Here is a 23,635-nt window from a genome sequence, read left to right as displayed (position 1 = left end):
AAGGGAAGAGAACCATGAATGACATCATGACCAACCGCGATTGGGATAATCTTGGCGTGCTGGAGAGAAACCGCTCGAAGAGCAGAGCTTATTTTATACCATACTCAGACCGTGGCAGTGCCTTGAGCTATGACAGGGGAAGTTCTCCGTGGTTCAAATCACTAAACGGAATTTGGAAATTCAATTTTTCCGGGATGCCTGAACTGGCTCCACAGGATTTTTATAAGAATACTTGCGATACCACCGGCTGGGATGACATCCGTGTACCTGGACACTGGCAGCTGCAGGGCTACGGACATCCGCATTATACAGATCTCCTTTACCCGTTCCCTGTGGATCCGCCCCATGTACCGAATGACAATCCGACGGGGAGTTATGTGCGTGAGTTTGAACTGCCTCCCCACTGGGATGAAAGGACCGTATCGATCAAGTTTGATGGCGTGGACAGCGCCTTTCATGTATGGCTCAATGGCTCGTTTGTCGGCTATAGCCAGGGCAGCCGCTTGACCACGGAGTTTGACCTGACATCTTTCTTGCAGCCGGGAGTGAACCGCTTGGCTGTCAGGGTATATCAATGGTCCGACGGCAGCTATCTTGAAGATCAGGATATGTGGTGGATGAGCGGTATTTTCCGGGATGTGTACCTGATTGCGGAGCCCTCTGCCGTCCGGGTCACCGACTATCGGGTCGTGACGGAGCTGGATGCGGAACTTGCTAACGCGGTGCTGTCGGTCCGCCTGGATCTGGCGGGCAGCAGCATTCAGGGGAAGGTACAGCTTCAACTGATTGACCAAGCAGGGGAACTGGTTCTCTCTGCTGACCAAATACTGTCGAGCCTGTCTCATGCCGATTTTAATCTGCCTGTTGCAAAGCCTGTCTTGTGGAATGCTGAATCTCCTTACTTATATCATCTGATTATTACAGTGCAGGACGCGAAGGATCAAATCATGGAAATCACCGCCCAGCGAGTGGGCTTCAGGCGTGTGGAAGTGAAGGATGGCCAGTTCCTGGTGAACGGCAAGGCCATCCTGCTCAAAGGCGTAAACCGGCATGATCATCATCCGGATACAGGGCGTACGGTGACGCTGTCGACCATGCTTCAAGATATCCAGCTGATGAAGCAGCATAATATTAACGCCGTACGTACGGCGCATTATCCGAATGACCCGCGGTTCTATGACCTCTGTGACGAATATGGACTGTATGTCATGGAAGAGACGGATCTGGAGACCCATGGATTCGAGCCGCTGGGCAATATCTCGCGTCTTAGTGACGACCCGGCATGGAAGGATGCTTACGTAGACCGGATCCGGCGTATGGTGGAACGCGACAAGAATCACCCATCCGTCATATTCTGGTCACTCGGCAACGAGTCCGGCTTCGGCTGTAACTTCCGTGCGATGTCCGAATGGTGCAAAGAGAATGATCCGACTCGGTTGGTTCATTATGAGGAAGACCGTGAAGCGGAAGTATGCGATGTAGTAAGCACAATGTATTCTTCCGTGGAGAAAATGATAGGTTTCGGTCAGATGACGGATCATCCGAAGCCGCATATCCTGTGTGAATTCGCTCATGCGATGGGCAATGGACCCGGGGGATTACGGCCTTATTTCGATACCTTCGATGCATACCGCCGATTGCAGGGCGGCTTCGTTTGGGAGTGGATTGACCATGGCTTGAGCCGGAAAACGGCAGACGGCAAGGATGATTATGCCTACGGCGGAGATTATGGGGATGTGCCGAATAACAGTAACTTTGTTATCGATGGGCTGATTCGTCCGGACCGTACGCCTTCACCAGGACTGATTGAATATAAGAAGATTATCGAACCCGTCAGGGTCGAAATGATAGATGCAGGCAAAATCCGTATTACGAACCGGTACGACTTTGCGACACTTCATCATCTGCAGGCTAATTACAGCGTGACGGCAGATGGATGCATAATACGCAGCGGCATGCTCACGCTTCCGCATATCGGTCCAGGCGAAAATGCGGAGCTGGAGATTCCTCTCCAAGCGGGTCAGCCGGTGAAAAGCGTAGAGGCAGGTATGGAAGCGTGGCTGAATGTCGGATTTACGCTGGGAGCTGACTGCAGCTGGGCGAGAGCTGGACATGAGGTAGCCTGGGCACAGTTTGCACTGCCGGCTCAGTCCCTATACGAATCAAGGATATCAGCGCCGCTTGTATTGCAAAAATTATCCGTTAACGAGGAGGATCGCAGACTGATCCTCTCCAATGATGTCTTCCGCGTTTCCTTCGACCGGCTGCAGGCGGGTATTGCATCACTTTGCATCAATGGGAAGGAATTGATTCAGCGGGGTCCGCGCCTGAACTTCTGGCGTGCGCCGATTGATAATGACATGTATGTGCTCCCGGATTGGCGCAAGGCTCATCTCGACAGGCTGACAGAGCGGATCGACGGCTTCCGGTGGGAGCAGCTCGGTGAAGCAGCGGTAAAGGTTACCTGGACCTCACGCATCGCACCTCCTGTTCACGATTGGGGTTTCCGCTGCGAGATATCTTATACGGTCACAGCAAGTGGACTCATGACGATGGACGTGAAGGGTACTCCCGAAGGCACACCGCCGGTTATGCTACCGAAGATTGGGCTGCAGCTCCAGATCCCTGGGGATATGGAACATGTGAAATGGTACGGTCGTGGTCCGGGTGAGAGCTATTCGGACAGTAAGGAGGCTGGACGCATCGGGGTATACCAGAGCACTGTGGACGGATTGTTCACGCCATATATCTACCCGCAGGAGAATGGCAATCGGACCGATGTCAGATGGGTATCCATCGTGGATGAAGCGGGGATCGGACTGCTTGCAGCAGGCGCGCCAGTGCTGGAGTTCAGTGCAAGACGTTATACGGATGGTGATCTGGAAGAGGCACAGCATATGAGTGATCTAAAGCCCCGTGACTTCATTACTCTGAATTTGGATTACCGGCAAAATGGTCTGGGCAGCAACAGCTGCGGACCGGCACAATCACCGGAACATTCCGTAAAGCCGGAGCCATTCCAGTTCCGTATTCTGCTCCAGCCTTACCTCGCAGAGGACGGCTCGCCTGAACGGATGAGCCGCCGGCTGGCAGCAGAAGCCAAACAACAAGAATCGGAGGAGGAGAACGATGATTAACACACAGGATGTATTAAATTTATCAGGTAAGGTAGCTGTCGTTACAGGCGGGGCTTCAGGTATTGGCTTGGCCACTGCCGAGCTTTTGGCGGATTTTGGAGCGCATGCCGTCTTAATCGATATTAATGAGACTGCAGGAGAAAAAGCCGCTGCTGGGATTCGTGAACAGGGAGGGCAGGCGAGCTTTTACCGCTGTAATGTTACCTCGGCAGCGGATTGCGAGCGTGTTGCCTCGGAGATCGGATCAGCTCTTGGGGGCATTCATATCCTTTTCAATAACGCAGGTGTGATTCGCCGCAAAACAGTGACCGAGCTGGATGAACAAGATTGGGATCTTGTGCTGGACGTCTCGCTCAAAGGTGTCTATCTCCTCTCTAAATATGTGATTCCGATTATGGAGCAAAACGGGGGCGGCAGCATTATTAACACCGGCTCCGGCTGGGGCTTGAAAGGCGGGGACCGTGCCGCAGCCTACTGCGCGGCCAAGGCTGGCGTCGTCAACCTGACGAAAGCGATGGCTATCGATCATGGTGCTTCGAACATTCGCGTTAACTGCGTATCGCCTGGAGACACGGATACACCGCTTCTGCGTGACGAAGCCAAGCAGCTGCAGCAGGATGAGGCCGCATTCCTGGTCGCTTCGGCAGGCGGCCGCCCTCTGGAGCGCCTCGGCACACCACGCGATATCGCCAATGCCGTGTTGTTCCTTGCCAGCGACCTTTCTTCCTGGGTAACCGGCAGTGTGCTCGTCGTAGACGGAGGCGGCATCGCTTAGAACGGATATATCATTTCTCTTTCCAACACAGAACGGAGGCGTTAATTTTGGCTGACAACAGAACTTATGCCCATCCTTATATTCCCAATACCGTTCCGGAGGTCCGGGACGCGATGCTGAAGGAAATCGGCCTCACATCCATGGATCAGCTTCACGACGCGATACCCGAGAGCTTGAAGCTGAACCGGGAGATGAACCTTCCTCCAGCGATGAATGAATACGAGCTGCGCCGTCATATTGACGGCTTGCTGGCGAAGAACAAGCATGGTGCGGACTATCTCAATTTTCTTGGCGCCGGATGCTGGCAGCATTTTATTCCGGCCGTATGTGACGAGATAAACCAGCGTTCTGAATTTGTGACCGCTTATGCCGGAGAGCCTTACGAAGACCATGGAAGATTCCAGGCCTTGTTTGAATATCAAAGCCTGCTGGCTGAGCTGGTGGATATGGATGTCGTGAATGTTCCGACTTTTGATTGGGCACAGGCGGCTTCCACCGCCATCCGCATGGCAGGCCGCATCACAGGTCGCAAAACTGCCTTGCTGCCGCGTTCGGTTGATCCGGATAAAGCAGCAATTATCCGTAATTACTGCACGCCGGTCATGGAGATCCAGTATGTAGAGATCGATCCGGCAACAGGTCAGATCGATCTGGATGACCTGCGCGGAAAATTAAGCAATGACATTGCAGCCGTGTATTTTGAGAATCCCGGCTACCTCGGGATCATTGAGGATCAGGGAGCCGAGATCTCGGAGCTTGCCCATGGCGCGAATGCCGTTTCTATTGTAGGGGTTGATCCAATATCGCTCGGAGTTCTGGAGCCGCCGGGACGTTACGGTGCAGATATCATTTGCGGAGATTTACAGCCGCTGGGCATGCATATGAATTATGGCGGCGGACAGGCGGGCTTCATCGCTACACGTGATGAGGAGAAATATGTGATGGAGTATCCTTCACGACTGTTTGGAATCGTGCCAACTGAAGTAGAAGGGGAATACGGCTTTGGGGACGTCGCTTATGAACGTACATCCTTTGCGCTCCGGGAAAAAGGCAAGGAGTCGGTGGGTACCCAAACGGCTTTATGGGGAATTACGGCAGGCGTATATTTGTCACTGCTTGGCCCGGCTGGAATGCAGGAGGTCGGCGGTACTATTATTCAAAAATCGCATTACGCTGCGAAGCAGCTCGCCGAGGTTCCGGGTGTATCTCTCCGTTTCAGCGGGGCCTTCTTCAAGGAATTCGTCATTGACTTTAATGATACGGGTCTTTCGGTTGCCGAGATCAACCAACGTTTGATGGAGGAAGGTATTTTCGGAGGGAAAGACTTGTCTTCAGCTTATCCGGAGTGGGGGCAGTGCGCACTGTACTGCGTGACGGAAATCCATACGCAGGGAGATCTGGACCGCCTAGTGGAAGCAATTCGCTCCATTGTCAGCACATCATCATACGGATCATAAAAAGGAGGAGGCAGCGCTATGAAACGGATACGTAGAGATCATAAGGTCCGTCAGTTCCACCATGCTAAATGGGATGAGCCGGTTATTTTCGAGCTTCACCGGTCCGGAGAGCGGGGCGTTATTCCGCCGGGAACCGAACAAGCCGTAACAGCTGCGGTTGGCTGTGCGGAAGACAGCATCCCGGCATCTATGCGACGGAGTGCAGCTCCTGCCCTGCCGGAAATTGGTCAGGCCAAGGTGCTTCGGCACTATCTGAGACTGTCTCAGGAAACGCTTGGATCAGATATGAACGTCGAAATCGGGCAGGGGACCTGCACGATGAAATATATTCCCCGGATTAACGAGATGCTGATCCGCAATCCACGCATGACTGAGCTGCATCCGCTGCAGCATGTCGATTCCGTGCAGGGAATGCTGGAGATATTCCATAATCTCGATCTGGCGATGCGTGAGATTTCCGGCATGGATGCCTTCTCGTTCCAGCCAAGCAGTGGAACGCAGGCGCTGCTGGCCATGGCTTCCATTGTCCATGCCTACCATGACTCACGCGGAGAAGGAGATCAGCGTGATGAGATCATCACGACAATCTTCTCGCATCCCTCCCAGGCCGCGACGGCTGCAGTGAAGGGCTACAAGATTATTACACTGCATCCGGATGAGGACGGATTCCCGGATCTTGAGAAGCTGAAGAACGCCGTCTCCGAGCGGACCGCAGGCTTCGTCGTGGCGAACCCGGAAGACACGGGGATTTACAATCATCGTATCCGTGAATTCACGGATGTGGTGCATGCCGCCGGCGGTGTTTGTTATTATGATCAGGCGAATGCCAATGGTCTGCTTGGAATTACACGGGCGAAGGAAGCAGGCTTTGACATGTGCTTCTTCAACCTTCATAAGACCTTTGCGGCGCCACATATGTGCGGCGGACCGGCGACGGGGGCACTGGGTGTTACCGAAGAACTGAAGCCGTTCCTGCCTGGCCCACTCGTGGGCAAGAGTGCAGACGGACGTTATATTCTGACGGAGCAAACCGGTGACAGTATCGGCAAGGTACGGAGCTTCCACGGCGTGGCCCAGACCGTGCTCCGCTCTTATGCCTGGATTATGAGTCTCGGTCCGGAAGGGCTGAAGGATGTCGCCCAGGTTGCGGTGCTGAATAACAACTATCTCTATCACAAAATTCTTCAGATCCGCGGTGCGAGCGCTCCTTATATTAAAGGTCGCCGCCTGGAGCAGGTGCGTTACAGCTGGAAGCAGCTCACGGACGAGACCGGAGTCACGACGGAGGATATTACGCGGCGGATGTGTGATTTCGGTCTGCATTACTGGACTTCACATCACCCTTATATTGTACCGCAGCCGTTTACGCTGGAGCCTACTGAATCGTACTCCAGGGAGGATCTGGACGAATACATCCAGACGCTTGAACATATCTCGAATGAAGCTTATACGCAGCCGGATATCGTAAAATCAGCCCCTCATAGCAGTACCGTTCACCGCAATGATGAATCATCGCTGGACGATCCGAAGCAGTGGTGTATCACTTGGCGGGCATATTTAAAGAAAACTCAGCCGGAGATGCAGGAGCAGAAATAACTTTCATCCGGCTATTTAACAAGAGAAAGAGACCTGTTTACCAGGTCTCTTTCTCTTGTATTTAGACGCATTTGAACTTCATAGAGCCCTTCATCTCTATATAACAATAATTACTTTCAATATAAGCGGGGAAACTCCCACGAGATACTTCTATAGATGTTTTTCATAAGATATAATAAAGTAACACTCCAAGAGTACCACTTCTTTTTACCGCAAGAAACTGCCGCTGAATGCGGCCCTGACCTCTTACTCATCTATGAATGAAATTCTCTTCCTCTTTTTTATTCCTGTTGAAGATCTGCTCGTCCGCGAAGCGGCCGGATACGATGAACAGGCTCATCTATGATGCTGTCCATTCTCTTAATCATGAAATTCACCCAATGTATACCAACTGGGATTACCAAGCAAGTTTCACGTTTAATAGTGCATAGGGATCACTGTCCGTATGGCCGGGCGCTATATGAGAATTGCAGCCATGACACCAGCCCGTCATTTTTGTGCTGCGTATTCGTGTCTTCAGGATTTTTAACCGAATCCTTAATTTGAATAAAGGAGAATCAGCCATGAAGAGAAAAGAAGTAGTGGCCATGCTGCTAGCAGGTGGACAGGGCAAACGTCTCAAAGGGTTGACCAAGACGCTGGCAAAGCCTGCGGTGTATTTTGGAGGTACATACCGGATCATTGATTTTCCTTTGAGCAACTGCTCTAATTCAGGCATCGATACCGTGGGCGTATTGACCCAATACGAGCCGCTCGTGCTGCATTCATATATTGGGGTCGGCAGCGACTGGGACATGGACCGGCGAAGCGGGGGCGTTTATGTACTGCCGCCTTACGAGCGTGAGGATGGAACAAGCTGGTACCGGGGTACGGCAGATGCGATCTACCGGAACCTGAAGTTTATTGAACAATACGATCCGGAGCATGTGCTGATTTTGTCCGGCGATCACATATACAAGATGGATTATGAACGCATGCTGGACTATCACAAGGAGAAAAATGCCGACTGCACCATTTCGGTCATTGATGTCACCTTGGAGGAAGCCACGCGCTTCGGAATTTTAAACACAGATGATGACCTGCGCATTTATGAGTTCGAAGAGAAGCCGGCAAAGCCGAAAAGCACCTTGGCATCCATGGGCGTGTATTTGTTCAAATGGGATATTCTGAAGAAATACTTGCTGCAAAATCTGGATCATCCGGATACAAGCCACGACTTTGGTAAAGACATCATTCCGCTGATGCTCGCTGAAGAAAAAACGTTATATGCTTATCCGTTCCAGGGTTACTGGAAGGATGTCGGTACGATAGATAGCCTGTGGGAAGCGAACATGGATCTGCTGTCGGAGTATTCGGAGCTCAATTTGAATGATCCGGAATGGCGGATATACACACGGAACCCGAATCAGCCTGCCGAGTATATTGCGCCTGGGGCGAAGGTGCGAAATTGCATGATCAATGAGGGATGCTCCGTTTATGGAGAGGTGAATCACTCTGTTCTTTTTTATGGCGTTGAAGTGGGAGAGGGCAGCGTGGTGACGGATTCCGTTATCATGCCGCAGGTGAAAATCGGCCGAAATGTGCGCATTCACCGTGCAATCATTACTGAGAATATGGTGATTGAAGACGGTGCCGTCATTGGTGCTGGCCGTGAAGATAACAGCGAAATATTATTGATCACGAATGAACATGAAACGGCACCGAGCGCGAATGCCGCATTTCCAACCCCCACTATTTAAGAAAAAAGGACGGTGTGTCGTCATGAAACAACTCATGGGAGTCATTAATCTGGATCATGAGCTTGATCAATTAAATGAGCTAACCTATTTCCGTTGCGGGGCAGCTGTACCTTTTGCCGGACGGTACCGGCTGATCGACTTTGTAATGTCCAATATGATGCATGCAGGCGTGCTGGATATCGCGCTGTTTGTCCGCCGCAAATACCGCTCGCTGATGGATCATCTTGGTGAGGGGCGTCCGTGGGATTTGGACCGCAAACGAGGCGGACTGTTCATTTTGCCTCCCGATTGGAATGATCCTTCGGATGTTTCCACGGGTGAACTACAGCATATTCATAACAACCAGGACTTTTTCGAGCGTGGCTCGGCTAAATATGTGGTGTATTCCGGAAGCCAGCATTTAAGCAACGTTGATTTCTGCGATGCCTATGAACATCACCTGGAGCAGGGGGCGGATGTCACTCTTATTTACACGAAGGTTGATCAGCTTCAACCGGAACACCAGTCGTGCACCCGCCTGGATGTAGACGAAAGCGGACGGGTGACCGATATCCACCGAGAGCGGGATCACGCCAACGTGTATATGGAAATGTTCATTATGGAGAAGGAGATGTTCCTGACACTCGTCAAACAATGCATCGCCCATGGCGAAAGCCACTTTTTCAGAGATGCCATCCAGAAAAACCGGAACAAGCTGAATATTGCCGGTTACGAATACAAGGGATATCATGCGGTCATCAACTCGCTGGAGAGCTATTATCGCAACAGCCTGGACCTGCTTCAGCCTGAGAAATACAATTCATTGTTCCGGGAGCAGCCGGTTCACACAAAGATCAAATATGAGGTTCCGGCCAAATATCTCGAGACAGCGGATGTAAGCAATTCGCTGGTGGCGAACGGCTGCCAGATCGGCGGGGCTGTCGAGAACAGCATATTATTCCGCGGGGTGCAGGTGAAGGAAGGCGCCCGGGTTCATAATTCGATTATTATGCAAAAATGCGTCATTGAAGAGAATGCGGTGCTTGAGAACGTTATTCTCGACAAAGACGTCGTTATTTCAAGGGGCCGCCAGCTTCAAGGCGATGTGAGAAAGCCCTTTGTTGTTGCTAAAGACACTGCGATCTAAACTTAATTGTCAGGAGGACACTTCTTTTGTTTAACAACAAGGAATTATTTAAAACTGCTTTCAAGGAACAATTGGTTAGTCGTTTAGGAAAAAGCATTGAAGAGGCAACCGCAGATGATATATACAAAATTCTAGGCATGCTGATCCGTGAATATATCGGAAGGGAGTGGGCAGAGACCAATCAGATGTATAAAACCCGGCAGGAGAAGCAGGTATATTACTTCTCGATGGAGTTTTTAATCGGGCGTTTGATGGGTAACAATCTGCTTAATCTAGGCATGCTCGAGACCGTTCGGGACGGACTGCTGGAGCTGGGCTGGAATTTGGAGGAAATCGAGGAACAGGAGCCGGATGCAGGTCTGGGTAACGGAGGTCTGGGACGTCTTGCTGCATGCTTCCTGGACTCCCTTGCATCCCTGGGATATGCGGGCCACGGCTGCGGAATCCGGTATAAGTACGGCCTGTTCGAGCAAAAAATTATTGATGGCCACCAGGTCGAGCTTCCGGATGATTGGCTTCAGAAAAGCAATGTTTGGGAAGAACGCCGGGCGGATAAAAAGGTTGAGGTGCGTTTTTGGGGACAGGTTGAGGTTCGGGAAGAGGATGGCAGAACCATTTTTAATACAGTCAACTACGAGAGGGTCTGGGCTGTGCCGTATGATGTTCCGGTTATTGGGTACGGTGACCTTCATGTGAACACCCTCCGGCTGTGGAGTGCCGAATCGGCGATGGAACCGGCTAAAATGCGGATGGAGGGCCAGAACAGCTATTATAAGTTTTTGGACTATAACCGCTCCGTGGAATCCATTTCCGAATTCCTGTATCCGGATGATTCCGGCTATGAAGGCAAGCTGCTTCGCCTGAAACAGCAGTATTTTTTATGCTCGGCCGGACTTCAAAGTGTGCTGCGCACATTTGATAAACAGGGACTGCCTTATAGCGATTTGCCTAACAAGATTGCCGTCCATATCAACGACACGCATCCGACATTGGTCATTCCGGAGCTCATGCGAATTTTGATTGATGAAAAAGGGTTTGGATGGGATGAGGCATGGGACGTAACGACCCGTACGGTATCATATACGAATCACACGCTGCTTAGCGAAGCGCTGGAGAAGTGGCCCGTTAATATGATGCGCGAACTCCTGCCTCGAGTGTATATGATTATCGAAGAAATTAATAAACGCTTTTGCGGCATGCTGTTAGAAAGGTTCCCGGCGAGACAGAATCTGGTTTCTGAGGTGGCTATCATTGAGAGCGACCAGGTTAAAATGGCTCATTTGGCGATTGTCGGCAGCTATAGTGTCAACGGAGTGGCTCAGCTGCATACGGATTTGTTGAAGAGCGACGTCATGAAGCCGTTTTATGATTTGTTTCCGGCACGCTTTAATAACAAAACGAACGGCATCACCCATCGTCGCTGGCTGATGCATGCGAATCCGGAGCTCAGTCATCTCATCAGCGAGAGCATTGGCACGGGCTGGATCACGCATCCGTATCAACTGCTTGATCTGGAGCCGCTCAAACATGATTCTTCATTCCAAGATAAAATCATGGGTATCAAGCGTAACAACAAGCTGCGTCTTGCCGCGTACATTGAGCAGAAGCAGGGGATTACAGTTGATCCGGATTCCATCTTCGATGTTCAGGTGAAGCGGCTTCACGCATACAAAAGACAGCTGATGAACATTTTGCATGTCATGCACTTATATAACGAGATCAAGGATCGTCCATCGGCAGACCGTGTGCCACGGACGTTTATATTCGGTGCCAAGGCAGCACCGGGGTACTATCTGGCGAAAAGTATTATCAAGCTGATTAATGTGGTCGCAGATGTTGTCAACAAAGATCCGCAGGTGAATGACAAGCTGAAGGTGCTGTTTCTTGAAAATTATTCGGTATCTTTGGCGGAGAAGATCATCCCCGCTGCCAATGTGAGCGAGCAAATTTCCACGGCCGGCAAAGAGGCATCCGGTACGGGCAACATGAAGTTTATGATGAACGGTGCGCTTACGATTGGTACACTGGACGGCGCCAATGTGGAAATGCATGAAATGCTCGGAGATGAAAACATGTTTCTGTTCGGTTTACGATCAGAAGAAGTACTGAATTATTACAGATACGGCGGATATTTGGCGAGAGATATGTATAACCAGGATCCAAGGATCAAACAAGTCATGGATCAGCTGGTGTCTCCCGGACCGTTTTGCTGTCATGAGCGTGAGTTCGGGCTCATTCATCAGTCCATTCTGGATCATAATGACGAGTTCTTCGTCCTTCGGGATTTTGGCAGCTATGCGGATACGCAGGCAATCATTGAACAGACTTATTTGGATCAACAGGCCTGGGCATCAAAATCCATAGTGAATATCGCCCACGCCGGACACTTTTCCAGCGACTGTACGATTAACCGTTATGCGTCAGACATCTGGCATATCCATCCGGTGCAATCGTCGCTGCATGTGTAACACAAAAAAAGCAACCTTGGCAGGTTGCCGGTATGGCTGCCCGGATGAATCCCGGCAGCTATTTTTGTGCCCATTCGGACTCACTCATAAGCCATATGGTTAGAACTGCCGCTATCCAACAGCAGATGCTTGTAATTCGATTTGACGAACTCCACCACTTTATCACAGATGATCCGGTGACCTTCCCGGTTTGGATGAATACCATCGGAACAAAGGAATTGCGTATAGTCAGGATGCTCCAGAAATGCACCGCGCACATCGATGTATTTGGTCTTGGTCAGCTCGGAAACCTTCAGGATGGTCGAATTGTAGCGTTCCTGCCACCAATAGATTTTAGTGACGCTGCCTAGAAACTTCAGAATATTTCTCTCCGCTTCGGGATTGTTTTGGCTGACCCATTTGAAATAACTATCTGCATTCAACGGGGGAAGGCTCATGAGAATCGGGATAATCTGCTGGCTCTTCAGCTCATTCACTGTTTCCGTGAGCATTTTTTCGAAAATGTTAAAATCGGTTTTCGGATGATGCTCAGCATCGGGATCAATCGCTATTTCATTCCAGTTAAAATCGCAATCATTACCGCCGTACTCAATGAGAACAATATTAGGCTTATCCTTCAGCACATCTTTTTTCAGGTTGGTGATTCCCTTAAGCAGCGTGTTCCCGAACCTTGCCGTATTGCGGACCGCACCCTTCAGTTTGTTCTGAAGAAGGGACACATAATTGTCCTCCAAAATCACGTACTTTTTTCGAACCTCATCATAAATGACCCCTTTGGAGATGGAGTCTCCGGATACGATATACTTGGCACCATCATTCCCGAAATCCTGTTTAAACCCGCCCACAGCTTCACCCCGTTTCCGTATTTTACTCTTATTTCAAGATATTAGAATGGATAAATCCCGAGGAACCCGCAACCTGATGCCGCAAGAAAAACCTCCGATAAATGCGGTCTATCTCTTATGCATGTTTGTCGATACCTGTTCTCCTTATTGTAGTTTAGTCGCTTCCTCTAAAGCAAGTTTACTCCGTTGGGAGGCGAAGGGTCTGTTGGATAATTTTGTCGAAACATGTATATTCCTATTATCCCCGCACGACAGGAACAATAACGCATTTTAATCTGAAGAATTCGTCAGATGTATACACCAAAGACTTAAGTAAAGTCCGGTTGGGTTCGGATTTATTTCGTAAGTCTGATCACGGCATGTTATAATCACCAAAAAGGAGTGATGACATGACAGTACAATATAATGTCCAAGCCACACCCAATCCGAATTCCATTAAGATTAATACGAATACGACTCTTTTTGAGGGTCCCAAAAGTACATCCCTGAAGAGCGGCGAACAAACCGATCACCCGCTCGCAAGTGCCCTGCTCAGCATTGAAGGCATTGATAACATTTTCGGGATCAAGGACTTCGTTACGATCAGCAAGACTCCGGATGCCGACTGGGATACCATTCTGCCACAGGTAGAGGCTGCATTTAACTCGGTTTACGCTTAAAAATAGGGTGCAATCCTGATCCATAACCTTTTAGCGGACCGAATATCCTTAATTAAAAAAAGCTCTCGTACAGATTGGCGCAGCGCCTCTTCAGGCAAGCACTCATCTGTATGGGAGCTTTTTATTGGATCGGGTTTTTTTGCAAAACTCATCTAAGCGAATCAATTTCATAATACCGTTAGCAGCTTTAATCAAGAGGATATATAGATCAAAACGGTTTTATTTGTCTATATATCGCTTCGTTATCGCATGTTTAATCCATTATGAAATGGATTAAACATGCGATTATTTATTCAGGTGGAAACCTTAAGCCCTTGCGGCTGCGGGTATAGTCGTATAAATCATCTATAATCTTAAGCGCCTTGATGCCTTCCTTCGCATCGATCCAGAAAGGCCGATCCTCACGCACATGCTGATAAAAATCAGCTATCAGCTTCCGATGGCTTGTTCCCCAGTAAGATTTGCCTCCCGTGCTGGTTTGAGGCGGTTCGCACAGCCGGGTTTCAACACCGTTCTTCCAGAGATACAGCATATCCCTCCGCTGCGATAAAGTCCCTTTTTCAAACACGATTTCGAGTTCGACGGGTGAATCCGTGCCATACGCGTTCGTACCGTAAAATAACGCCCTCGTACCACCCTTAAAGTCAATGCAGGCGTGTGCGGTGTCTTCAACCTCAATGATATCGTCCAGCGCATCGGTTGTTACACTGCCTTTGACCGAGGAGACTGCACCCCCAAACCACTGAAGCAGATCAAGAGTATGGAGAGTCTGATTAATCAGTACGCCGCCACCCTCAGTAGCCCATTTTCCTCTCCATGATGCACTTCCGTAGTAAGTATGGTCACGGTGCCAAGTAACGACACCCTTCATGCAGATCAGCTTGCCCAGATCGCCTGAGGCGATATATTCATGTATCATCTGCGACGATGCATTATAGCGGTTCTGGAACGTGATCCCCAGCTGCCCTGAGCTATTCTGCGCCGCTTCGAGCATGGCCTGTGCCGCGCCAAGATTCTCGGCCATAGGCTTCTCGGTCAGGACATGCTTTCCGGCTGCCAGCAGCTGCACGGCCATCTCAGCATGCATATGATGGGGAGTACATAAATGAACAATCTGAATGTCTTCCCGTTCAAGAAGCATTCGGTAATCAGCAGCTGCTTCGGCACCGTAACGCTCTGCTGCCGCCTGTGCCTTATCCAAATCTGTATCAATCACGATGCGCAGCTCTGCATGATCCAGCTCCATGATCGCATCGGCATGAAGGGGGAAAATGGCTCCGCAGCCGATGATGGCTGCTCCTGTCTTATTCATGGAATCCCATCCTGTCATGTGAATATATGATTTTTTTTGCAAGTTCATGGTTTAGGAGATACGGAGAGCCATTTTCTGTGCTTTCAGGCACAGCTCAGCGGCTTTAAAGGCATGCTCCTGTGTCATGGCATGCTCGGTGCGATGCAGGCAGTCTAGAATCAACTCTCCGAAAAACGGGTAGCCGATCTGCCCGTGAACGGCAAAATGCTGTTCACCATCCTTATTGACCAGATATACATGGTCACCATCCGGCTCTCTTGCAACATCGATATATTTTCGAAGCTCGATGTACCCATCGGTTCCGAGAATAAACGTCCGTCCATCCCCCCAGGTACCCAGACCATCGGGCGTAAACCAGTCGACGCGGAAGTATTGGGAGGCTCCGTTGTCGCCATCCAGCGTAGCGTCACCGTAATCCTCCAGTTCCGGATAATCCGAATGGTTGTAGTTAGCTATTTTGCTTTGGAGCACTGTTGCATCCTTGCAACCGGCATAGTACAGAAATTGCTCGATCTGGTGACTGCCGATGTCACATAAAATGCCGCCGTATTTCTCCTTTTGGAAAAACCATTCCGGCCGTGTGGATGCACTCAGGCGGTGGGGTCCGAATCCGGTAACCTGGAGCACGCGTCCGATCGCACCTTCCCGGATCAGCTGTCCGGCATATACGGCGGATTCAACATGAAGCCGTTCGCTGTAGTACACCATGTACTTCTTGCCGGTTTCCCGAACCTTGGCCCGAGCGGCCTCCAGCTGTTCCAATGTTGTGAAGGGGGTCTTGTCGGTAAAATAATCTTTGCCGGCATCCATCACCCGCAGCCCCAGCTCGCAGCGTTCGGAAGGAACAGCTGCCGCTGCGACCAAACGAACTTCAGGATCCTCGAGTATCTGCTCCAGACGATCTGCAGCGACAGCTCCCGGAAACTTGGCAGCGAAGGAAGCTGCCTTGGCATGATCCGGGTCGAACACCCACTTAAGGACAGCTCCTGCTTCGATGAGTCCTTTGGTCATACCCTGGATATGGCCGTGGTCAAGAGCGGCCGCAGCGAACACGAACTCGCCTGGTTTGACGACATGATTGGGCTTCCCTTGCGGAGCATAGTTCATTCCGTCCTGTTTTGAAGTGGTCATAGATCCTGAGTCCTTTCGCGCATGAACTCTCCAAACTGTTTCAGCAGTTCTCCAGAGGCGTATTGTCCGCTGAAGTCTTCTATGCCGAGGTATCCGTCATATCCAACGCTTTTCAGGTCCCGAAGCAAACTACCGAAGTTGATGATGCCTTCCCGCATCGGCGCCCATTCGGAGCGCCAGTTTGCCGTTCCATCCTCGCGCCGGCCATCTTGAACCCAGTGGGCGTTCTTTACATGGACATGGGCAAGGTGTGGGCCAAGCAGCTGCATCCCCATGCGGAAATTCTCGTAGCCTTCATGTACCATGTTTCCGGGATCAAACAGCACACCGATGTGGTCGGGATCACAGTGGCTGACAAGCCGGTGAGCCAGACTTGCGCTTGGCGCAATCGTTCTGTGATGCGTTTCCACGATACCCTTCACGCCATATTGTTTAGCCATCCGTTCGGCTTCTTTCAGGTAGCGGACTGTAGTCTCATACAGCTCAGGATAAGACCCGGTCCCATCATAAGATGCTGCACCGACACGGATCATTTTGGCACCCAGCAGTCGCGCAGTATGGAATACATGCTCGGTAGCGTCGAGATTCATCTCATTCAAATAAGGCGTCACGCTGACAACCTCAAGCCCCCCGGCTTCCGTGATTTCTTTAAACTTAAGCATCTCGGGCTCAGAAAGGGATGGATCGATGGAGCAAAGGTTGTTTCCCCAGAAGGAGGGTTTTTCACCATTAACGTCCTTCGGTACCTCCTTAAATCTCCATTCAACGCCGTCAAGCCCAGCCTCGCGGGCTGCTTTAACAAGCTCTTCCGGAGTGAGGTCCGGAGTGACTACAGTAAATACGGAAAGTTTCATGATCCATGCCTCCTATGGGATTAATGCGTTCCTTTGACATTAAGAACAGTTTCAGCGGATTGCTCCTTACGGAAGGTGGAATTCCGTATTCTTTCCTGAAGCTTTTCATGGAAAAGATCCTCATCCAGCGGCAGATCCACCCAATTATCGGTCCAGGCGGACAAGTGCATCGCATTGGATATCGTCAGTCCAAGGATACCTTCCTCGCCTGGAGCAAGCAGCTTTTCTCCATGAAGGAGGGCATTCGTAAAATTCTGCAGAATCCCCTTATGCTGCGGTCCATGTCCGTCAGGAACCGGGATATCGCATGTCCAGCACTCAGGCTGACCAAATCCGCCTGTATATTCACGGTTGAACTGAGGCTCCGGCACGCGCAAACGCCAGAAAGTCAGCTTGCCTTCTTCAATGACGATTTTGCCGTTATCACCGCTGATCTCGTAACGGTTCGTTCCTGGACTTTCGCCGACCGTCGTCACAAACACGCCCGTGGCGCCGTTCTCGTATTCTACATATGCGGTAACATCGTCTTCAACCTCAATGTTTCGGTATTTGCCGAATTGGCAAAACGCCCGTACCCGCTTAGGCATCATGCCAGTCGTCCACTGCCAAAGATCCAGCTGGTGGGGATCCTGATTCAGCAGCACGCCGCCGCCTTCTCCAGCCCAGGTTGCGCGCCAGCCGCCCGAATTATAGTAGCTCTGCGAACGGTACCAGTTGGTGATGATCCAGTTCGTTCTTCGTACGGTTCCGAGTTCGCCGGATTGGATCAGGTCACGGAGCTTGGCATAGAGCGGATTGGTGCGCTGGTTATACATAATGCCGAACTGCTTGCCGGATTTGGCAGCGGCCTCGTTCATATCTTTAACGGCTTTGGTATATACGCCAGCGGGTTTTTCCACCAGCACATGGTAACCGTTTTCAAATGCCTGGATCGCCATGCCCGGATGGTCGTAATGGGGGGTAGCAATCAGCACTGTGTCCATTATCTTGGAAGCCCAGAAAGCTTCAGGCGTATCAAAAAGCTGCACGGATCCGGGCAAATTGTTTTTCGCCCAATTCAGACGTTCGGGATTCGTGTCGCAAACCGCTGTCAGCTCAGCGCCCTTAATATCCCCGCTGAGACTCAGCGCGTGTGTAGAGCCCATGTTTCCTATTCCGATAATGCCAAAGCGTACGTTATCCATGCCCGAATTCCACCTCTCATATCTGCTATTCCCCATAAGCTTAGCTTGAATCGAAGCATATGAGAATGACCTGAATTAAGAGGGTTTTGCACAAAATTAAGGTGTTTCGGATAAATCCTAGTGTTACAATAAAGCTAATGAAACAGGGAGGGGATACTTCTTGGAACAATCACTGGATATGACCGGCCGACTGCCGGAAAGCCTGACCGTGAATATTAGCTACGCCCAACACAGAAAAGGGTTTCACGGATGGAACCGGACGGAGATAGCCCCGTCATTTCACCGGCTCTATTTTATTGCGGAAGGCAGAGGCTCGGTTGTTCTGAATGGCGTCTCCTATGAGCCAAAACCCAATCAGATGATGATCATGCCTGCGGGCACGAATCAAAGGGCTTTAACGGAACAGGATGATCCGTATACGCGCTATTTTTGCCATTTTGATGCACAGGTGGGAGAGTGGCCCCTGTTCTCGGCTGACAGCAAGCTCTATATTTGTGATGCGAAGAACCCCGAGTTTATTGAGCGCATCTTCATGGAATTGGTGGAGTTATTTCATCAAGGCGGCCCCTTTTCGGTGCTTCGTGCACAGGCATGTCTGCTGACGATGCTTGCCTGTTGTCTGGAGGATGGAGGCTATACGGATTTTTGGAAGGATTTTTTACAGCAGACGGAAACAAGCAAGCTTGGGAATGTGCTGGATTATATTCACAGGCATTTGCATGAACCGATGGAAATCGAGCTGCTGGCGGAAATCGTGCATCTGCATCCGAATTATTTTATTCCTTATTTCAAAAAGATTATGGGAGTTACGCCCATGCACTACGTTCAGCGCAAACGGATGGAAGAGGCCAAGCGGCTGCTTTCCTACACGGATGCCGCTATCTCGGATATTGCCGATCAACTTGGCATGCAGCTCGCCTATTTTTCCAGGCTGTTTAAAGGACATACCGGGCTATCACCTTCGGCGTACCGGGCCTGCACACGATGAAAAAACTTGCTGTCCTTGATCCTATGCAAAAGCTTGAGCCAGGACTCCAGACGGAGTAAAATCTCTCCCCAATACAGCAATGAGGTGACTTCCCGGAAAACGGAGAAATCACCTCATGTTTTGTATAAATTATCGCAGGGCGGTAACCAATGATTCGAACAATACCTTGGGACTATGCTGCCCTTTGTATGGCTGAGGAATATCCTTTTCAATATTGAGCAGCTTATATACCGCCGTCATGGCACTGCGTACCGAGTATTCAACCGTAAAGACGACATCCTCCGGAATCTCCGTATACTGCCCAAGGAATGCAAAATTGGTACTGCCTTCCGGCACGACATCAGGACGATCACCTTTGACGCGAGGCATGAACTGGCTCGTAATAAACGGCATCATGCAAGGAATAACATCGGAGGTTTCCAGTAAAAGCGGCAAATCATCCATGAAGCGGAGATGACCGCACAGCTCTGTCAGGATTTCCGCACCCGTGCATTCGGCCATCGTTTTGTCGACATAATTGCCCTTCCGGTCTCCGGTCAGGCCGTAACCCCAAAATACCTGGATATCGTCGGGTTGATTGCGGAAATGTGGTTGGTGAGCCAGCACGACGGACATAAGCCAGTTGGAATCCTTAAAGGTTACCAAAGCACCGGTTCCGGCCTCGTTGCCTGTGAACTCTTCCATACGCCGGAAGAAAAGCGGGTTTCTACAGGTTACGGTAAACGACTCCCACTTGGACTGAGTAATATTGTTGCTAAAGGCTGCGGGATTGCCGAAGCCCGGCTGTTTAGCGGACAGCTTGTCCCACAAGCCAAATGATGGTCCTTTGTCTTTTAGTACGGGGGCACGGTCCATGCCGCCAAGATCCGAATTCTCGGTCATGGAACCATTGGTGAAAAAGACCATATCCTCCGGGCTTACTAAGATTTCTCCGGTATGATTCGCTTGGCGGTAATGAATGCGTTCAGCAGTTCGCAGTGATCCATCTCCGGCAAAATCAATGTCCGTGACTGTCGTATTCAACGAATACTGTACACCTTGCTTCTCCAGCCATTTCTGAATTGGCAGCACAATGGAGTCGTATTGATTATATGGTGTACGTGCAACGCCTGCCAGTGTATCAATCCGGTGGAATTCATGCATGAAGCGGATCATATAACGTTTAAATTCAACAGCGCTGTGCCAGGGCTGGAATGCGAACATGGTTGCCCACATGTACCAAAAGTTAGTACTGAAAAAATGCTCCGAAAACCACTCGTTAATCCGCTTGGCCCCAAGATCTTCTTCTGATTCAATCAACAGCTTGCTTATATCCAGCCGATCCTCATTAGAGAAGCCCATATGCTTCACATCGACAATTTGGCGTGTGCGATCTATCAGTCGTGCTTTTGCATGGGTTGGGTATTGTGCCGTGAAATCATGGATCTCATCCTTAACGGACTTACCCGGACGATCTATAGAGGGAATGTCAGCGAGCAGGTTCCAGGTGCATTCATAAGTGGGCTCGTTGAGCATCCGGCCGCCGCGGATGACATAGTCTTGATTTCCGCTGCCAATTCCGTCGAGTGCTCCACCATTAATGCCCAGATCCTCGAGAATATGAATGTTTCTTCCGTCCATTCCACCATCACGAATCAGGAAGACGGCTCCGGCCAATGAAGCGATGCCTCCTCCAATAAAGTAGGCTTTTCGTTCGTGTGCATTACATTTCTCTTGATTCAGCATGATTAATCTCTCCTCCTTATATATCTGTACTTAAGGCGGAGAGCAGATAGAGAAACAGATTTCTTTTAGACAATATGGGAAGAGTGTATGAAAATTAGGCAAATTGCGAAAATCGTCTGCATCTTTTCCCGGCGAAAGAGAATATTTTATAATATTGATAGTTTTTAATTCTAGCCAATTAGATTCGAGGTGACCGCCATGTCGGAATCACAGATTACCAAGCGGGCGATTGCAGCCTCATTAAAAGAATTGACTGCGATATATCCGTTATCGAAAATTTCCGTCAAACAAATTGTAGACCACTGCGGTCTTAACCGGCAGACGTTCTATTATCATTTCAAGGACAAGTTTGACCTGGTCAATTGGATCTATTACACGGAGGCAGTAGAAAGCATTTCGGACTGCAGCGACTATGAGCGCTGGACGGATGGCATCAGCAGAATATTATCCTACTTGGGTGACAACCGCATCTTTTACATCAATGCGCTGAACACACCAGGCCAAAATGCTTTTGGCGGTTATTTGTTCGAAGCCACACATAATTTGATTATGAGTGTCGTTCATGAGGTGTCCTTCAAACGGAACATATCACAGGCAGATCAGAGCTTCATTGCCGATTTTTACACCTTCGCATTTGTGGGGATTGTCGTGAAGTGGGTGAAAGGGAGCATGAAGGAGAGGCCGGAAGAGATCGTGGAGCGGATTCGTGATATCGTTACTGGAACGCTGCAGCCTGCTTTGATGCGTTATGAAGGCTCGAGTCAACCGACGGATACGGGAAAATAAAAGGTAAAAAGCCGGCTGCATTTGCAGTCGGCTTTTTAATGATCATATCTATAGAAGAATCTTATACGTTATCGGATTGGAGAATGTCTTGAACAACGTCTTCAAGAGTAACAATCTCGAGGGAGCGTTCCATAGCCTTTTGCGCGGCGGAAAATTGTTTGGTCAACGATTGCTGAATATTTCTGCCGACAATGCAATCCGGATTGGGATGCTCATGAGAGCTGAACAAATCGTTCTCGGCGACGACGTTTACGGCTTTGTATACATCTAAGAGGGTAATTTCTGAAAGTTCCTTAGCAAGCGTAGCCCCGGCTACTCCTGCACGTACATGAACGAGCCCTGCTCCCTTTAGCATACTCATGACTTTACGAATGACAACGGGATTAGTATTGACGCTGCCGGCAAGGTATTCTGAGGTGTTGGTTGCTTTATCCTTATTAATCGCCAGCAAGCTCAAAATGTGTATCGCGACAGAAAATCTGCTGCTGATGGACACGGTACATCCCTTCTTTCTTCCTATACGAATATAATCATTTATATCACGCCCATACTACCGTTACAAGTAAATAAGCCCAGAGAATAGTTGACAAAACATCCACTTGTAATTATTATGGTTACATGTAACGAAAATAATTACAACTAACCATACAATCATTTGGGGAGGAATAATAAATGAAAATCGGAGTTATCGGTGCAAGCGGCAAAGCGGGAAGCTTAATTTATCAGGAGGCTGTGAACCGTGGGCATGAAGTAACGGCAATCGTCAGAAACGCATCCCGATTACAAGGTGAGTATCCTGCGGTAGTTGAAAAAGATCTTTTCAATTTAAAAGCAGAGGATTTGAAATCATTTGATGTCGTGGTGAATGCTTTTCAAGCGCCTCCTGGCAGCGAGCAGATGCATGTGGAAGCGGGCAGATCTCTTATTCAGGCATTAAAAGGCGCTCCACATACGAAATTATTTGTTGTCGGTGGAGCAGGCAGCCTGTTTGCTGATGAAGCTAAAACCCTTAAGGTGATGGATACACCGGATTTTCCGAGCATGTATTATCCGACAGCCTCCAACCAGGGCAAAAATCTGGAGGACCTGCAGCAGTCCGAAGGAATCACATGGACATTCCTCAGTCCTTCCGCATTTTTTGATCATGAAGGTAAAAGAACAGGAAGCTATCAGGCGGGTAAAGACCACCTGCTGACGAATTCCAAGGGGGAGAGCTATATCAGCTACGCCGATTATGCGATTGCAGTGGTTGATGAAATAGAAAACCCTAAACATGTGAATGCGCGTTTTACAGTAGTAGGCGAGCATAACTAACTATATAGAAGCAAAATATATAATCTCAGCCCGGGCGGTTATTGCTCGGGCTGAGATTATTACTGTGGGGTGTACGCTGTGAGAAGATATAAAGAAGAACAAGTCAGCAAATGTAAAATTTTGTCGCTTGCTATACGTATTTAATCATGGTACATTATAAATCCGGCCGATGATAATCGATCGGAAATGAATTAAAGAGAGCTCGAAAAAAGAATTTAAAAAAAGTTCTTGCAAAGCTCGAAAGAACATGGTATTATATAAGAGTTGCTGCTGAGACAACTGAGCGGCTTCGAAAACGAAAGAATTTGATCTTTGAAAACTGAACAACGAGTGAGATACAGGCTTTGCTTGCAAAGCCGAAACGCGAGATCATCGGGTTCAAGACTTCTGTCTGAATCGATGGAGGAGCACGAATGAGATTAACAGTAATGAATATTTTGATTAGCATTGCTTAATTCAAAATTTCATTATATCTCGTCAGTTTCAAAATGAGCTATCAACTTTCTTGGAGAGTTTGATCCTGGCTCAGGACGAACGCT

Annotated in this window: 18 protein-coding genes; 11 read left to right on the top strand and 7 right to left on the bottom strand. The window is 49.5% G+C overall.

Annotation, left to right across the window (positions count from 1 at the left end; translation table 11 throughout):
* The first annotated feature begins 14 nt into the window (after positions 1 to 14).
* The 7 genes from lacZ (at position 15) to KJS65_RS25960 (ending at position 12,298) form a co-directional block, all read left to right on the top strand.
* Positions 15 to 3,137, top strand: a complete 3,123-nt coding sequence (gene lacZ, locus KJS65_RS25990; protein ID WP_244864824.1) for a beta-galactosidase, LacZ type — start codon at positions 15 to 17, stop codon at positions 3,135 to 3,137.
* The gene (locus KJS65_RS25985) at positions 3,130 to 3,912 is read left to right on the top strand and encodes an SDR family NAD(P)-dependent oxidoreductase (protein WP_213652743.1); all 783 of its coding nucleotides are present in this window, start codon (positions 3,130 to 3,132) and stop codon (positions 3,910 to 3,912) included. Before lacZ ends, KJS65_RS25985 begins: the two co-directional genes overlap by 8 nt.
* Before the next feature lie 47 nt (positions 3,913 to 3,959).
* Complete coding sequence (gene gcvPA / locus KJS65_RS25980) at positions 3,960 to 5,369, top strand: aminomethyl-transferring glycine dehydrogenase subunit GcvPA (protein ID WP_213652742.1); 1,410 nt, start codon at positions 3,960 to 3,962, stop codon at positions 5,367 to 5,369.
* 18 nt (positions 5,370 to 5,387) lie between these two features.
* Complete coding sequence (gcvPB, locus tag KJS65_RS25975; protein ID WP_213652741.1) at positions 5,388 to 6,965, top strand: aminomethyl-transferring glycine dehydrogenase subunit GcvPB; 1,578 nt, start codon at positions 5,388 to 5,390, stop codon at positions 6,963 to 6,965.
* 563 nt (positions 6,966 to 7,528) lie between these two features.
* Positions 7,529 to 8,704 carry a glucose-1-phosphate adenylyltransferase gene (locus tag KJS65_RS25970; RefSeq protein WP_213652740.1) on the top strand — a complete coding sequence of 392 codons (1,176 nt, stop codon included), beginning with the start codon at positions 7,529 to 7,531 and terminating at the stop codon, positions 8,702 to 8,704.
* 22 nt (positions 8,705 to 8,726) lie between these two features.
* Positions 8,727 to 9,830, top strand: a complete 1,104-nt coding sequence (gene glgD / locus KJS65_RS25965) for a glucose-1-phosphate adenylyltransferase subunit GlgD (protein WP_213652739.1) — start codon at positions 8,727 to 8,729, stop codon at positions 9,828 to 9,830.
* Between the two features lie 26 nt (positions 9,831 to 9,856).
* Positions 9,857 to 12,298 (top strand): glycogen/starch/alpha-glucan phosphorylase, encoded by a 2,442-nt coding sequence (locus KJS65_RS25960; protein ID WP_213652738.1) that lies wholly within the window; start codon positions 9,857 to 9,859, stop codon positions 12,296 to 12,298.
* An 80-nt stretch (positions 12,299 to 12,378) separates the two neighbouring features.
* On the opposite strand, the gene KJS65_RS25955 is transcribed toward KJS65_RS25960, so the two are convergent.
* Positions 12,379 to 13,143, bottom strand: a complete 765-nt coding sequence (locus KJS65_RS25955) for an SGNH/GDSL hydrolase family protein (RefSeq protein ID WP_213652737.1) — start codon at positions 13,141 to 13,143, stop codon at positions 12,379 to 12,381.
* Positions 13,144 to 13,532: 389 nt separating this feature from the next.
* On the opposite strand from KJS65_RS25955, the gene KJS65_RS25950 reads away from it, so the two are divergent.
* Positions 13,533 to 13,802, top strand: coding sequence for a NifU N-terminal domain-containing protein (locus KJS65_RS25950; protein WP_213652736.1), 270 nt, complete (start codon positions 13,533 to 13,535; stop codon positions 13,800 to 13,802).
* A 289-nt stretch (positions 13,803 to 14,091) separates the two neighbouring features.
* Here KJS65_RS25950 and KJS65_RS25945 read toward each other — a convergent pair whose 3' ends face one another.
* The 4 genes from KJS65_RS25945 to KJS65_RS25930 are packed head-to-tail and all read right to left on the bottom strand — an operon-like array spanning position 14,092 to position 18,283.
* Positions 14,092 to 15,114: a Gfo/Idh/MocA family protein gene (locus KJS65_RS25945; RefSeq protein WP_213652735.1), complete on the bottom strand. Its 1,023-nt coding sequence runs from the start codon at positions 15,112 to 15,114 to the stop codon at positions 14,092 to 14,094.
* 51 nt (positions 15,115 to 15,165) lie between these two features.
* On the bottom strand, positions 15,166 to 16,245 hold the full coding sequence (locus tag KJS65_RS25940) for a Gfo/Idh/MocA family protein (RefSeq protein ID WP_213652734.1): 1,080 nt from the start codon (positions 16,243 to 16,245) through the stop codon (positions 15,166 to 15,168).
* Entirely contained in the window at positions 16,242 to 17,099 is an 858-nt protein-coding gene (locus KJS65_RS25935; RefSeq protein ID WP_213652733.1) for a sugar phosphate isomerase/epimerase family protein, read from the bottom strand. The genes KJS65_RS25940 and KJS65_RS25935 overlap by 4 nt, the downstream gene beginning before the upstream one ends.
* Before the next feature lie 20 nt (positions 17,100 to 17,119).
* Positions 17,120 to 18,283 (bottom strand): Gfo/Idh/MocA family protein, encoded by a 1,164-nt coding sequence (locus KJS65_RS25930; protein ID WP_213652732.1) that lies wholly within the window; start codon positions 18,281 to 18,283, stop codon positions 17,120 to 17,122.
* A gap of 160 nt (positions 18,284 to 18,443) precedes the next feature.
* On the opposite strand from KJS65_RS25930, the gene KJS65_RS25925 reads away from it, so the two are divergent.
* Positions 18,444 to 19,271 carry an AraC family transcriptional regulator gene (locus tag KJS65_RS25925; protein ID WP_244864822.1) on the top strand — a complete coding sequence of 276 codons (828 nt, stop codon included), beginning with the start codon at positions 18,444 to 18,446 and terminating at the stop codon, positions 19,269 to 19,271.
* A 129-nt stretch (positions 19,272 to 19,400) separates the two neighbouring features.
* Here KJS65_RS25925 and KJS65_RS25920 read toward each other — a convergent pair whose 3' ends face one another.
* Positions 19,401 to 20,996: an oleate hydratase gene (locus tag KJS65_RS25920; RefSeq protein WP_213652731.1), complete on the bottom strand. Its 1,596-nt coding sequence runs from the start codon at positions 20,994 to 20,996 to the stop codon at positions 19,401 to 19,403.
* 198 nt (positions 20,997 to 21,194) lie between these two features.
* Between KJS65_RS25920 and dhaS the strand changes: the two genes are divergently transcribed.
* Positions 21,195 to 21,782 carry a dihydroxyacetone kinase transcriptional activator DhaS gene (dhaS, locus tag KJS65_RS25915; RefSeq protein ID WP_213652730.1) on the top strand — a complete coding sequence of 196 codons (588 nt, stop codon included), beginning with the start codon at positions 21,195 to 21,197 and terminating at the stop codon, positions 21,780 to 21,782.
* A gap of 61 nt (positions 21,783 to 21,843) precedes the next feature.
* Here the strand turns inward: dhaS and KJS65_RS25910 are convergent, their stop codons facing one another.
* A complete protein-coding gene (locus tag KJS65_RS25910) occupies positions 21,844 to 22,278 on the bottom strand; it encodes an Rrf2 family transcriptional regulator (RefSeq protein ID WP_213652729.1) in 435 nt (144 codons plus the stop codon).
* 176 nt (positions 22,279 to 22,454) lie between these two features.
* Here KJS65_RS25910 and KJS65_RS25905 point away from each other — a divergent pair, with 176 nt between their 5' ends.
* Positions 22,455 to 23,096, top strand: coding sequence for an NAD(P)-dependent oxidoreductase (locus tag KJS65_RS25905; protein WP_213652728.1), 642 nt, complete (start codon positions 22,455 to 22,457; stop codon positions 23,094 to 23,096).
* The last annotated feature ends 539 nt before the right edge of the window (positions 23,097 to 23,635 follow it).

The sequence above is a fragment of the Paenibacillus sp. J23TS9 genome (genome assembly GCF_018403225.1).
Taxonomy (GTDB): Bacteria; Bacillota; Bacilli; order Paenibacillales; family Paenibacillaceae; genus Paenibacillus_AQ.
The sequence above is the reverse complement of the archived record's forward strand: the minus strand, read 5'-3'. Positions and strand labels throughout refer to the sequence as shown.

What these genes read in the sequence shown, in the direction of transcription:
- KJS65_RS25905 (WP_213652728.1), top strand. Translation starts at nt 22,455, where the DNA reads ATGAAAATCGGAGTTATCGGTGCAAGCGGCAAAGCGGGAAGCTTAATT.
- KJS65_RS25935 (WP_213652733.1), bottom strand. Translation starts at nt 17,099, where the DNA reads ATGAAACTTTCCGTATTTACTGTAGTCACTCCGGACCTCACTCCGGAA.
- KJS65_RS25930 (WP_213652732.1), bottom strand. Translation starts at nt 18,283, where the DNA reads ATGGATAACGTACGCTTTGGCATTATCGGAATAGGAAACATGGGCTCT.
- glgD (WP_213652739.1), top strand. Translation starts at nt 8,727, where the DNA reads ATGAAACAACTCATGGGAGTCATTAATCTGGATCATGAGCTTGATCAA.
- gcvPB (WP_213652741.1), top strand. Translation starts at nt 5,388, where the DNA reads ATGAAACGGATACGTAGAGATCATAAGGTCCGTCAGTTCCACCATGCT.
- KJS65_RS25970 (WP_213652740.1), top strand. Translation starts at nt 7,529, where the DNA reads ATGAAGAGAAAAGAAGTAGTGGCCATGCTGCTAGCAGGTGGACAGGGC.
- lacZ (WP_244864824.1), top strand. Translation starts at nt 15, where the DNA reads ATGAATGACATCATGACCAACCGCGATTGGGATAATCTTGGCGTGCTG.
- KJS65_RS25985 (WP_213652743.1), top strand. Translation starts at nt 3,130, where the DNA reads ATGATTAACACACAGGATGTATTAAATTTATCAGGTAAGGTAGCTGTC.
- KJS65_RS25920 (WP_213652731.1), bottom strand. Translation starts at nt 20,996, where the DNA reads ATGCTGAATCAAGAGAAATGTAATGCACACGAACGAAAAGCCTACTTT.
- KJS65_RS25940 (WP_213652734.1), bottom strand. Translation starts at nt 16,245, where the DNA reads ATGACCACTTCAAAACAGGACGGAATGAACTATGCTCCGCAAGGGAAG.
- dhaS (WP_213652730.1), top strand. Translation starts at nt 21,195, where the DNA reads ATGTCGGAATCACAGATTACCAAGCGGGCGATTGCAGCCTCATTAAAA.
- KJS65_RS25950 (WP_213652736.1), top strand. Translation starts at nt 13,533, where the DNA reads ATGACAGTACAATATAATGTCCAAGCCACACCCAATCCGAATTCCATT.
- KJS65_RS25945 (WP_213652735.1), bottom strand. Translation starts at nt 15,114, where the DNA reads ATGAATAAGACAGGAGCAGCCATCATCGGCTGCGGAGCCATTTTCCCC.